This is a genomic window from Mesorhizobium erdmanii USDA 3471 (assembly GCF_000472705.1).
Lineage (GTDB): Bacteria > Pseudomonadota > Alphaproteobacteria > Rhizobiales > Rhizobiaceae > Mesorhizobium > Mesorhizobium erdmanii.
Map to the genome: position 1 here is coordinate 67,688 of NZ_AXAE01000031.1, position 11,849 is coordinate 79,536.

General features: G+C 64.0%; 13 protein-coding genes. 6 read left to right on the forward strand and 7 right to left on the reverse strand.

Translation table 11 applies throughout. From position 1 onward, the window contains the following. Positions 1-42 precede the first annotated feature (42 nt). From waaC to rfaD, 3 genes are read right to left on the reverse strand one after another with little or no spacing between them, the layout of a single operon-like run. Complete coding sequence (waaC, locus tag A3AU_RS0123785; protein ID WP_027055115.1) at positions 43-1,017, reverse strand: lipopolysaccharide heptosyltransferase I; 975 nt, start codon at positions 1,015-1,017, stop codon at positions 43-45. Continuing rightward, positions 1,014-2,021 carry a lipopolysaccharide heptosyltransferase II gene (waaF, locus tag A3AU_RS0123790; protein ID WP_027055116.1) on the reverse strand — a complete coding sequence of 336 codons (1,008 nt, stop codon included), beginning with the start codon at positions 2,019-2,021 and terminating at the stop codon, positions 1,014-1,016. Before waaF ends, waaC begins: the two co-directional genes overlap by 4 nt. Then, positions 1,994-2,944 carry an ADP-glyceromanno-heptose 6-epimerase gene (gene rfaD / locus A3AU_RS0123795; protein WP_027055117.1) on the reverse strand — a complete coding sequence of 317 codons (951 nt, stop codon included), beginning with the start codon at positions 2,942-2,944 and terminating at the stop codon, positions 1,994-1,996. Before rfaD ends, waaF begins: the two co-directional genes overlap by 28 nt. Before the next feature lie 147 nt (positions 2,945-3,091). Between rfaD and A3AU_RS0123800 the strand changes: the two genes are divergently transcribed. The 4 genes from A3AU_RS0123800 to gmhB all read left to right on the forward strand — a co-directional run bounded on the left by A3AU_RS0123800 (position 3,092) and on the right by gmhB (position 6,566). Continuing rightward, positions 3,092-3,724, forward strand: a complete 633-nt coding sequence (locus A3AU_RS0123800; RefSeq protein WP_027055118.1) for a LysE family translocator — start codon at positions 3,092-3,094, stop codon at positions 3,722-3,724. Between the two features lie 125 nt (positions 3,725-3,849). Further along, positions 3,850-5,340 (forward strand): D-glycero-beta-D-manno-heptose-7-phosphate kinase, encoded by a 1,491-nt coding sequence (gene rfaE1 / locus A3AU_RS0123805; RefSeq protein WP_027055119.1) that lies wholly within the window; start codon positions 3,850-3,852, stop codon positions 5,338-5,340. 7 nt (positions 5,341-5,347) lie between these two features. Further along, positions 5,348-5,920, forward strand: coding sequence for a D-sedoheptulose-7-phosphate isomerase (locus tag A3AU_RS0123810; RefSeq protein ID WP_027055120.1), 573 nt, complete (start codon positions 5,348-5,350; stop codon positions 5,918-5,920). Further along, on the forward strand, positions 5,913-6,566 hold the full coding sequence (gene gmhB / locus A3AU_RS0123815) for a D-glycero-beta-D-manno-heptose 1,7-bisphosphate 7-phosphatase (RefSeq protein WP_027055121.1): 654 nt from the start codon (positions 5,913-5,915) through the stop codon (positions 6,564-6,566). Before A3AU_RS0123810 ends, gmhB begins: the two co-directional genes overlap by 8 nt. Positions 6,567-6,580: 14 nt before the next feature. Here the strand turns inward: gmhB and A3AU_RS0123820 are convergent, their stop codons facing one another. Further along, positions 6,581-7,375, reverse strand: a complete 795-nt coding sequence (locus A3AU_RS0123820) for a glycosyltransferase family 2 protein (RefSeq protein WP_027055122.1) — start codon at positions 7,373-7,375, stop codon at positions 6,581-6,583. Between the two features lie 238 nt (positions 7,376-7,613). Continuing rightward, positions 7,614-8,093, reverse strand: coding sequence for an Lrp/AsnC family transcriptional regulator (locus A3AU_RS0123825; RefSeq protein ID WP_027055123.1), 480 nt, complete (start codon positions 8,091-8,093; stop codon positions 7,614-7,616). Positions 8,094-8,356: 263 nt separating this feature from the next. On the opposite strand from A3AU_RS0123825, the gene trxB reads away from it, so the two are divergent. Further along, complete coding sequence (gene trxB, locus A3AU_RS0123830) at positions 8,357-9,331, forward strand: thioredoxin-disulfide reductase (protein ID WP_027055124.1); 975 nt, start codon at positions 8,357-8,359, stop codon at positions 9,329-9,331. A 90-nt stretch (positions 9,332-9,421) separates the two neighbouring features. Continuing rightward, positions 9,422-10,318: a LysR family transcriptional regulator gene (locus A3AU_RS0123835; protein ID WP_027055125.1), complete on the forward strand. Its 897-nt coding sequence runs from the start codon at positions 9,422-9,424 to the stop codon at positions 10,316-10,318. Between the two features lie 36 nt (positions 10,319-10,354). Here the strand turns inward: A3AU_RS0123835 and A3AU_RS0123840 are convergent, their stop codons facing one another. Both A3AU_RS0123840 and A3AU_RS1000000139565 read right to left on the reverse strand, forming a co-directional pair. Then, positions 10,355-10,852, reverse strand: coding sequence for a methyltransferase family protein (locus tag A3AU_RS0123840; protein ID WP_027055126.1), 498 nt, complete (start codon positions 10,850-10,852; stop codon positions 10,355-10,357). 740 nt (positions 10,853-11,592) lie between these two features. Then, the coding region (locus A3AU_RS1000000139565) for an ISAs1 family transposase (RefSeq protein ID WP_027054009.1) at positions 11,593-11,849 on the reverse strand (257 nt) is incomplete at its 5' end.

An 11,849-nucleotide genomic window follows, 5' to 3' on the forward strand; every position in this document is an offset into this window, starting at 1 on the left:
GAACCACGCTATTCGACTCGCCAGAGCGAATTCTGAAAGGTCCTAGGCTGGTGCCTGTAATTTGAGCGCCAGCAGCCTCTCCGCCTCCGCTACAACTTCCGCAGGGTCAGTCCGTCCGCCAGCCGCAGCCAGCAGCGTCGACGCATAGGGGCCGCGTGGTCCCGTCAAACCCGGCTCCGTCGCCAAAAACACCGCGACCGTCGGCAGGCCAAAGGCGCTGGCAAGATGGGTCAGGCCGGTGTCCGCGCCGATCACCAGCGTCGAGCGGCCGAGGATGGCGGCGATATCGGCGAGCGGCGATTTCGGCACCACGATCGTTGACGGCACCGCCTTGGCGATTGCCTCAGCCACCGCCCTCTCACGCTCGTTCGACCAGGTGGTGACCGGGGCCATGCCGCGCTCGACCAGCAGGCGGGCGGTTCCGATCCAGTTGTCGACCGGCCATTTCTTGTCCTCGCGGCTGGTGCCATGCAGCAGGAAGGCTGTTTTTTCGGGAACGCCGGACAGACCGCCGGGCGGCGGCACGATGCCTGACGCCAGCGTTGACAGATCGGGCTGGTAGCCAAGCGCCAGCCCGAACAGCCGGCGCGTCCGTTCGATGGCGTGCAGGTCGCGCGGCACGCCATAGGTGACGTCGTAGAACAGCGTGGCCGAGGGTTCGCGCGCGCTCGACCGATCGAAGCCGGCGATCGGCGCGCCCGCCTGCCGCGCCACCAGGGCCGATTTCAGCAGCCCTTGCGCATCGATGACCAGGTCGTAGCGGCATTCGCGCAGGGTGCGGCGCAGGGTGGCCGCCTCGCGCCAGGTGCCGCCGTTGAACAGCGCCTTGCGCCAGCGCCGGATGGCGACCGTGTGGATCCTGCCGATCGCCGGATGCAGCGCGACGATGCCGGCGAACGCCTCCTCGACGCACCAGTCGAACGATACGTCGGGCCTGGCCAGGCTGGCATCCTCGACGGCTGGAAAGGTGTGGATGACATCGCCCATCGACGATGTCTTGACGATCAGGACCTTCATGCCGCGGCCGGCATTTCCAGTAGCCGGTCGGCCGCCGCCGCGACCTGCCCGACTTGCAATGTCTTCAGGCAGTTGAGATGGCCGAGCGGGCAGACCTTCTGGTGACAGGGCGAACAGGACAGGTGAAGCCAGACCAGTTCGCGACGCTCCGCCAGCGGCGGCGTGTTTTCGGGCGAGGTCGAACCATAGACGGCGACAACAGGCGTGCCGACGCCCGCCGCGACATGCATCAGCCCGCTGTCATTGGACACAGCCAGCCTTGCCGCCGCGATCAGGTCTATGGCGTCCTCCAGCCGCGTCTGGCCGGCGAGGTCGACAGCGCCGGGAGCAAGGGCCGCGATCTCCGCCGTCACCTCGCGATCGTTCTTCGAACCGAACAGGGCGACCTTCAAGCCTTTGCCCATGAATTCGCGCGCAAGACCGGCATAGCTTTCGCTCGGCCAGCGCTTGGCCGGGCCGAATTCGGCGCCGGGCATCAGGGCCGCGAATTTCCGTGGCGCCAGCCCGAAACGGTCGAGCAGCGCTGCCTGGTTGCCGGCATCGACGGTGAGATGGGGCGCGCGGAAACTGCCGCCCTTGGCGAGGCTGAAATAGGCTTGTGCGGTGCGCCGTTTCACGGCATCCGGCAGCGGCACGATGTCGGTCAAAAGGCCATAGCGCATCTCGCGCAGATGGCCGAAACGGCGCGGAATGCGGGCGAAGAACGGGATCAGCGCCGATTTCCAGCTACCGGGCAAGACATAGGCCATGTCATAGCGGCCGCGCAGCAGGCGGCCGAAGCGGCGGCGATGGGTGAATTCCAGCGCGCCCGGTTTCAGCGGAAAGTCGATCTGTTGGCGGATCTCGGGCATGCGCTTGACCAGCGGTGCTGCCCAGGCCGGCGCCAGCACGTCGATCGCGGCGTTGGGATGGAGCTCTTTCAGCGCCGAGAACAGGCACTGCGCCATCACCATGTCGCCCACCCAGCGTGGGCCGATCACGAGGATCGTTGGGCTTTCAGCCATTCGACATAGTCTCTGACACCGGTTTCGACTGTCCGGAACTGGCCGTTATATCCGGCCGTGCGCAAACGGGACATATCAGCTTGCGTGAAGCTCTGGTAGCTGCCCTTGAGGTGGTCGGGGAAGGGGATGAACTCGATCTCGCCCTTGCCCAGCGTGTCGATAACGGTTTCGGCGATGGCGCGGAAGGGTTGGGCGCGGCCGGTGCCGCAGTTGAAAATGCCGCTCGAGCCACGCTTCCACAGCCAAAGATTGACGTCGGCGACATCGCCGACATGGATGAAGTCGCGGCTCTGTTCGCCTGGTCCAAAGCCGTCATAGGCGCCGAACAGCTTCGGGTTTTCGCCGCGTTCGACCTGGTTGAACAGATGGAAGGCGACCGAGGCCATGGCGCCCTTGTGCGCTTCGCGCGGCCCGTAGACGTTGAAATAGCGCAGGCCCGCAACCTGCGAATGATCGGTATCGAACACCGTGCGCCTGACATAGTCGTCGAACAGCATCTTCGAATAGGCATAGACATTGAGCGGCCGCTCGAGCGCCGGCTCCTCGCGAAACTCGGATCCACCGCCGTAGACGGACGCGGAGGAGGCATAGAGGAAGGGCACGCGCAGTGCCTGGCAGGCGTGCAGCAGCCGCTTCGAATAGGCAAAATTCACCTCCATCATGAACTTGCCGTTCCATTCGGTGGTGGTCGAGCAGGCGCCCTGGTGGAACACGGCCTCGATGCGGCCGAGCGACCCGGCCTCGATGCGGGCCAAGAAATCGTCCTTGTCGAGATAGTCGGCAATGCTGAGATCGGCGAGATTGGCGATCTTGTGGCCGTCGGTCAGGTCGTCGACGACCAGAATGTCGTCATGCCCCTCGGCGTTGAGCGCGGCGACGATGTTGGAGCCGATCATGCCGGCGCCGCCCGTGACGATGATCATGAAGGCCTCTGGTTGCTAGCGATTCCGGTCCTTATAAGGGAGGCCAGCCGGGCTGTCGACAAAGCAGGTACGTGGCAGCCACAGTGGCGACGCAAAGCCGCCGCTTCAGTCGGTTCGCCCCCGGATGGGATCGAGAGGGATAAGAAAATGCCGTCGACCGAACTGCTCATTGCGTTTTTCGCCACCACGGCGATCTTCGCCTATATCCCCGGCCCGGCCATGCTTTATGCCGCGGCGCAGACCATGGCACGCGGGCGCTGGTCGGGACTGACTGCGGCGCTCGGCATCCATCTCGGCGGCTATGTGCATGTCTTCGCCGCCGCGGCCGGCCTGTCGGTGCTGTTCCACGCCGTGCCGCCGCTTTACATGGCGGTCAAGCTGGTTGGCGCGCTCTATCTGATCTGGCTCGGCGTCTCGCTGTTCCGCAAGCGCGGGGATGGCGAGATGGCGTTGCCGACCCTTGAGCGCAAATCGGCGCGGCGCGCCTTTTTCGAGAGCATCACCGTCGAGGTGCTCAATCCGAAAACCGCGATCTTCTTCATGGCGTTCCTGCCGCAGTTCATCGATGCCTCGGCGGCCTTGCCGGTCTGGCTGCAATTCGTCGTGCTCGGCACCATCGTCAACCTGATGTTCTCCTCGGCCGACATCGCCTGTGTCTTCCTCGCTGGCCTGGTGATCGGCCGGCTCAAGCGATCCAGCCGGGCGCAGCGCCTGATGCAGCGGGCGGGTGGTGCGGTGCTGGTCGGGCTTGGCGTTCATGTCGCCCTGCAGAAGAGCTGACGCAGCGGGGGCGCCGTTGCACTGGCTCGAATTGCGGTATATCGGCATCGCCATGACCCAACGGTCCTCGCAAATCGGCTGTTTCGACCTATCTGAGTTCGGCTTTCCCACGCATTGCCAGTGACATGATCAAGCACAATCCGCCTTCTCCCGAAGCCCTGCATCGTGCCATTGCACGCTTTGGCGGCGTCACAGTGCTGGTGGTCGGCGACCTCATCCTCGATCGCTTCGTCAACGGCGTCATCGAACGGATTTCGCCGGAGGCGCCGATCCCCGTGCTGCATGGACGCGGCGAGAGCTCGGCCATGGGCGGCGCCGGCAATGTCGTGGCCAACATCGTCTCGCTGGGCGCGCGTGCCATTCCGGTTTCCGTGATCGGCACGGACACGGCCGGGGACAGCCTGGTGCGGATGCTGGGCGAGCTTGGCGCGGAGACGGCAGGCCTGGCGCAGCAGCGCGGCCGTATGACCTCGTCGAAGAGCCGCTTCAGCGCGCTCAACCAGCAGGTGCTGCGCTTCGACGAGGAAGAGATCAAGCCGCTCGACGAGGCGGAGCGGGCAGGGCTGATCCGGCATTTCCGCGCGGCACTCGCCAGCGCCGATATCGTCATCCTGTCCGATTACGGCAAGGGCATCCTGCTCGACGGCGTCGCCGGCGAACTGGTCGCCATCTGCCGCGAGGCCGGCAAGCCAGTGCTGGTCGACCCGAAGGGCCGCGACTACGCGCGCTATGCCGGCGCGACCGCCATCACGCCCAACCGCAAGGAACTTGGCGAGGCGGTTGGTCATGCGGTGTTCGGCGATGACGAGATCGTCTCTGCGGCGCGTGAACTGATTTCGGCGAATGACTTTGAGTTCGTCGTCGCCACACGCAGCGAAAAAGGCATGAGCGTCGTCGGCCCCGATGAAGCGCACCACATCGCCACCCAGGCGCGCGAAGTGTTCGACGTTTCGGGCGCCGGCGACACGGTAATCGCGACCTTCGCGCTGGCGCTCGCGTCGGGTGCCGATCCGATCGCTGCGGCCTCGATCGCCAATGCCGCCGGCGGCGTCGTGGTCGGAAAACGCGGCACCGCGCGGCTGACGGTGGAAGAGCTGACCGGTGCGCTGTTCCGCTCGCACGGACCGATCGCTCACAAGGACGCCATCCTCGATGCCGTATCGGCGGCACGCATGGTCGCGGCCTGGAAGGAAGAGGGGCTCACCGTCGGCTTCACCAATGGCTGTTTCGACATATTGCATGCCGGCCACGTCAGCCTGCTGCACGCGGCGCGCAGCCAGTGCGACCGGCTGGTGCTCGGTTTGAACAGCGATGCCTCGGTGCGGAGGCTGAAAGGGGCGGGCCGCCCTGTCAACGACCAGCATGACCGCGCCTGCGTGCTCGCGGCCCTGGCCTCGGTCGATGCCGTCGTGGTGTTCGAGGAGGATACGCCGCTGGCGCTGATCGAGGCGCTGCTGCCCGACATTCTGGTCAAGGGCGCGGACTATACGATCGACACCGTCGTCGGCGCCGATGTGGTGCAGAAGGCAGGCGGGCGCGTCGTGCTGGTCGATCTCATCGCCGGCAAGAGCACCACCGGCACCATCGGCAAACTGCGCGCCGGCTCTACGAACTGAGGTTTCGATGTCTGAACTGAACGACTATCTGGTCCGCTCGGCGGCCGCGATCACGGCGATGGTAGAGCGTGACCTGACCGGCGAGATGGAACGCGCGGCGAGCGCGGTGGTGACGGCGCTTTCATCCGGGAAAGCCTTGCTGATCGCCGGCAATGGCGGCTCGGCCAGCGATGCCATCCATATCGCCGGCGAGCTCGTCGGCCGCTTTTTGAAGGAGCGCAAGGCCTACAATGTCATCGCGCTGCCGGCCAATGCGGCGGTGCTGACCGCCTGGGGCAATGATTACGGCTTCGACACGGTGTTCTCGCGTCAGGTCGAGGCGCATGGCGCGGCCGGCGGCGTGCTTCTGGCGATCTCGACCAGCGGCAATTCGCCAAGCATTCTGGCCGCCGCCGAACAGGCGCAGATGATGGACATGACGGTGATCGGCCTTACCGGCGACACCGGCGGCAAGCTCGCGCCGCTGTGCGATATCCTCCTCAACGTGCCCTCGACCTCGACGCCGATCATCCAGCAAGGGCATCTGTGCCTCTATCACTACCTGTGTGAAGTGGTCGAGACGCGCCTCAGCAATGGCTGACAAGGCGGGAACGCCACACCAGCTGACCGAGCTTGGTGTGTGGATCGAGCGGACCGGCGGGCGGGTTTTTCCACCGCACCTGCCGGCGCTGTTCCTCGACCGTGACGGCACCATCAACGTCGATACCGACTATCCCGGCGATCCGGCCGAGATCGAGCTCAGGTCGCGGATACTGCCGGCGATCGCGGCGGCCAACCGGGCCGGGATCCCGGTCGTCGTGGTGACCAACCAGTCCGGCATCGCGCGTGGTTACTTCGGCTGGAGCGTCTTTGCGGCGGTGAATGGCCGCGTGCTCGACCTGTTGGGCGATCAGGGCGTGTTCGTCGACATGGTGCTGGCCTGCGCCTACCACGAGGCCGGCTCCGGGCCGCTCGCCGTATCGGACCATCCGATGCGCAAGCCCAATCCGGGCATGCTTGTCGAAGCGGGCAAACGCCTCGATCTCGATCTGCAGCGCTCGCTGATCGTCGGCGACAAGCTGGCCGACATGCAGGCGGGGCGGCGCGCCGGTCTGGCACAGGGCTGGCTGGTCGACGGCGAGGCGGCTGTTCAACCCGGCTTCGCCATCAGACGCTTGCAAGACGACGATGACCTGGCGGGTCTCGTCACAGCCATTGAAATACTCGGCCGAGACGACATGTCCTGACCGGGCCTGATCGCTTAGGCAGGATGGTTGCGGTCCGAGGCTTCGTAGAGTTTGGCCTCGGTGGCGAAGGAATAGATCATCACCGACATCGAGTAGACGAAGCCGTGCCGGCCGCACAGGAAATAGCGCTTGGCCAGGTAGAATTTCAGGAAATTGCCGAACGGCGAGAGCACCAGCCGCACCAAGCCGGGCTTCTTGCCCTTCTCGACCAGCGTGACGGCCTTGAGGCCGGAATAGGTGTTGGCCCGGGCAAGATCCTCCTCGACCGATATTTCGCGGCGATGCAGCAGGACACCCTCTTCGATCGTACCGGTCTCGCCCGGCACGTGGAAGGCCTCGTGCACCCGCGCGCTGAGATCCATGGTGGCGCCTTCCCGGCGGAAAAGCCGCATCAGCCTGTTGTGCAGCACCCAGCGGTGCGCATAGCCGTAGCCCTTCAGCCAATCGCGCCGGCGGATGTACCAGCCGCCGATCTTGTCGTCGGCGGCCTGCGTGATGGCCACGATCGACTGCCGCAGCTGATCGTCGACGCGTTCGTCCGGATCGATCGAAAGACACCAGGGCTGGGTGGCATGGTCGAGCGAGAATTGCCGCTGATATGGGAACCCCTGCCAGTCATTGTGCAACAGCCTGATCGGGTATCCCTTGGCGATGTAGCCTTGCACGCATTCGATGGTGCCGTCCGTCGAGCCGGAATCGACGATGATGATCTCGGCGCAGAAGTCGATGCTTTCCAGGCACGGGCCGATCATTTCGGCCTCGTTCATGCAGATGATAAGCGCCGAGACCGGGCTTGCGAATCGAGTCATGGTCCCCTTCCGATGGCCGGCCGTCTCCGGAACAGCGCTGCTGCTTGCCTCATTTGTTCTTACGCAATTCCAGGCGGAAACCGGTGCACAGTGTTTCAGGAATTGCTTTAGAAACCAAGCAGGCGGCGACGTCCGGCACAGCCGTCCAGCCTTCTACATCAGCGTCTGTCGAATACCAACGCGGCGGCGGTGTGGCGAAGGGGCAGGAATTCGCGGGCATACAGGCGTTCATCCGGCCTTAGGGGCGCTCGAAGGAGACCAAGCCTTCATCCTTGACCCGGCGGATGGTGAGCGCGGTGCGCACCGTGTCGACATTCGGTGTCGAGGTCAGTTCCTCGATGACGAAGGTCTGGAAGGCGCCGAGGTCGCTTGCCACGCAATGCAGCAGGAAATCGGATTCACCCGAGACCATCCAGGCATCGCGCACGATCGGCCAACCGCGCGTGCGTTCGGCGAAGGTGCGCAGTTCGGCATCGGCCTGATGATGCAGGCCGACCAGGCAGAAGGCGACCACGTCGAGGCCAAGCGCTGGCGCGTTGAGCAGAGCGCGGTAGCCGCGGATGATGCCGGCTTCCTCCAGCCGCTTGACCCGGCGCAGGCAGGGTGGGGCCGAAATGCCGACGCGGCTCGACAGTTCGACATTGGTCATGCGCCCGTCCGCCTGCAGCTCGCGCAGGATTTTCCAGTCGATGGCGTCGAGGTCGGCTTTCAGCGGCATGGTCTCAGCTCGGCGCAAGAATCTTTCGCGATTTTGTAATTAAACGACTTTTGTGTTGGCGCCAGCCCTCGTCAACGCGATTTTTGAACGGTAACGAAAGCGACGATCATGCGAATAACCGCTTGGGCCGAAGCTTTCCGGGGACGACGGCCCGTTCGTCTTGCTGGCGTGGTTGGCAACCCTTACATTACCGACGACATTCCACGTCTTTTCCAAGGCCGATGTCCTTATTCAAGGCATTGTCTGCCCCGCAGAGGTTTTAGATGACCACCAAGCACGCGCCCGTCCTGATTATCGGTTCCGGCCCCGCCGGCTATACGGCGGCGGTCTATGCTGCCCGCGCCATGCTGAAGCCGATGCTGGTCGCCGGTCTGCAGCAGGGCGGCCAGTTGATGATCACCACCGATGTCGAAAACTATCCCGGCTTCGCCGATCCGATCCAGGGGCCGTGGCTGATGGAGCAGATGCTCAAGCAGGCCGAGCATGTCGGCACCGACATCATCAACGACATCATCACCGAGGTCGACCTCAACGTACGGCCGTTCCGCGCCAAGGGCGATTCCGGCACCACCTACACCGCCGACGCGCTGATCATCGCCACCGGCGCGCAAGCCAAGTGGCTGGGCATCCCGACCGAGCAGGATTTCATGGGCTTCGGCGTCTCTGCCTGTGCCACCTGCGACGGCTTCTTCTATCGCGGCAAGGATGTCGCGGTGATCGGCGGCGGCAATTCGGCGGTGGAGGAAGCGCTTTATCTGTCGAACCTCGCCAGGAGCGTCACGGTCATCCACAGGCGCTCGGACTTCCGCGCAGAGCGCATCCTGCGCGAGCGGCTGCTGCAGAAGGACAATGTCCGCGTCATCTGGGACACCGTGGTCGACGAGATCACGGGCCGTCCCGGCAAGGCGCCGCTGCCGCCTTCGGTCGAAGGGTTGAAACTCAAGCACGCGGTGACCGGCGCCGAAAGCCAGCTCAAGGTCGACGGCGTGTTCGTGGCGATCGGCCATGCGCCGGCGGTCGAGCTGTTCGTCGGCAAGCTGAAGCAGAAGCCGAATGGCTACCTGTGGACGGCGCCGGATTCGACCCGCACCGACGTGCCCGGCGTGTTCGCCGCGGGCGACGTGACCGACGATGTCTACCGCCAGGCGGTGACGGCGGCGGGGCTAGGCTGCATGGCGGCGCTGGAAGCGGAAAAGTATCTGGCCGGCATCGAGGTGCATCGCGAAGCAGCGGAATAGGCCGCTTGCAAAACTGTTAAAAAAACGGCTTAGAAAGGCCGTGTAAAAGCCTGATTTTTCATTCAGACGCCAAACAGAACGAGGGGAATCATGGCGTTGGACTGGGACAAGCTACGCGTGTTTCACGCTGCGGCGGAAGCAGGGTCGTTTACGCATGCGGCCGAGACATTGCATCTGTCGCAATCGGCGATATCGCGGCAGGTCAGCGCGCTCGAGCATGATGTCGGCGTGCCGCTGTTCAACCGCCATGCGCGCGGCCTGGTGCTGACCGAACAGGGCGAGATGCTGTTCCGCACGGCGCACGACGTGCTGATGAAGCTCGAGACCATCAAGTCGCGGCTGACCGAGACCAAGGACCGGCCGTCCGGCGTGCTTCGCGTGACGACGACAGTCGGCCTCGGCGCCGGCTGGCTGACCGAACGGGTCCAGGAGTTCATCGAGCTCTATCCCGAAATCAGCCTGCAGCTGATCCTCGCCAATGAGGAGCTCGACCTCACCATGCGCCAGGCCGACTGCGCCATACGGCTGCGCCAGCCGCAGCAGCCGGACTTGATCCAGCGCCGCCTGTTCACCGTGCATTTCCACCTCTACGCGGCCCCTTCCTACGTTGCCAAGCATGGCAAGCCGGCCTCGGTGGCGGAACTCAGAAACCATCGCATCGTCACCTTCGGCTTGCCGGTGCCGTCGCATTTGTCGGAGTTGAACTGGCTGGAGACGGTCGGCGATTTCGAGGGCGGCCAGCGTGTGCCGTCGCTACAGATCAACGACATCTTGTCGATCAAGCGCGCCGTGCAAGGCGGCGCCGGCATCGCCATGCTGCCCGACTATGTGATCTCGAAGGACTCCGGCCTGGTACAGCTTTTGCCGGAAACCGAGGTGCCGTCCTTCGACACCTATTTCGCCTATCCCGACGCGATGAAGAACCAGGCCAAGCTGCACGTGTTTCGCGACTTCGTCATCGCCAAGGCCAGAAGCTGGTCTTATTGAGCCGACGCCGGTGCGGCCTTCGTTCCCGCGGTTACGTCACCGCCGCCAGGGCTTCAGCCGAGGCAGCCAGCCAGGGACATTGCGGCGGTAGGTCTCGTATTCGGCGCCGTGGCGACTGGCGAGCGTCGGCTCCTCGTAGAGCTTGACGAAGGAGCCCATGACGGCAGTGCCGATGACGGCATAGGCGACGAGCGTCCAGCTCGAGAACAGCAGGGCCTGGCCGAGGATGATCGACAACACGGCGACATACATCGGGTTGCGGACATGCCGGTAGATGCCGCCGATCACGAGCTTCTCCGTCGGCGCGACGGGGGCGGGCGTGCCCAACCCCTCCAGCGCAAAGCGGGCGAAAGCGTGTAGCAGGACGGCGGCCGCGGCGACGATGAGGACGCCGCCGGCAAGGACAAAGCCCGGCACGGTGGACCACGGCAAGCCCCAGCGATCGCTGAGCAGCCAGGGAATCAGGCCGGCAACCGCGCCGGGTGCCGCGATCAGGAAAATAGCGCTGCCCGCAATCGCCGAAAACGTCCGCATTGGGTGATCCTCGCCTGGTTGCCTTAGAATTGGACGGCGACTGCCCGATTCCAGGTCATCCGGTGTTTCTCGGCATTTCGGAGCAAAATCGGCCGGATTGACGTTGTGGCAGCGACAATCACCCCCTGCCACAGGCTCGATTTCTGCGATTCTGCTGGTCCTATTGGCTTTCAGTATGGGTTAGACCACAGCCTGCGTCTTTTTGCATGCGTGTGTTGCAAAATAGATGCTTGTTTCTTGGGCATGATGAGCAGATATATAGATCATCTCCTGGGCGCGTTCTCCTCCCATTAGCGCCCTCGAGTGTTCCCCTCTGGAGGTTAGCCTTAACAGGCACTTCCAATCAAACTCAGCCGGATCTTCGTTGATCCGGCTTTTTTGTTGCCCGGACCATACCGGGATGGCTGAGGATTTCGCGAGAATTGCCACGTAACAGTGTCATGTAACCTCTGGTAACATGACAACGATGCCTTGCGCTGCTATGTAGACCCCAGGACGCGGTGTGGTTCGGACGGGAGATGGGGGCATCACTCGTACGGCCCGGGCTCAGGCGGCTACCGCGTCCGAACCTTTTTTCGCCGAAAGCGCGGCGACTGCATATGCGGCGGACCTGCCGTTTCCCCTCCCAAGAGATCGGTCCGCAAACAAAACGGCGTCCGGCATCCCGGGCGTCGTTTTTGGCTTTTGGGGCGCCATGTTGACGCTGCCCTGCCGGACATCTCTCCCCGTAAACGGCAGGGCTATCGCATATGAACGATGGCCTGGATGAGATAGTCATCATTCCAGGCGCATTTTTTGATGCGGTGGCTGATGGGGACTTTGTCGATGTCGGCGGCCTGAAGGATATTTCTGGCGATGCGGTTTAGGAGCGCGATGTTGGCAGGGGCGTTGTCCTTGCGGGCACGGCTGAGGTCCTCGCGCAGGTGAACGTCAAGCATCCAGTGCAGTGCGTTTTCGATCTGCCAATGCGCTCTGGTGAGGTCGATCGCCTGCTGCG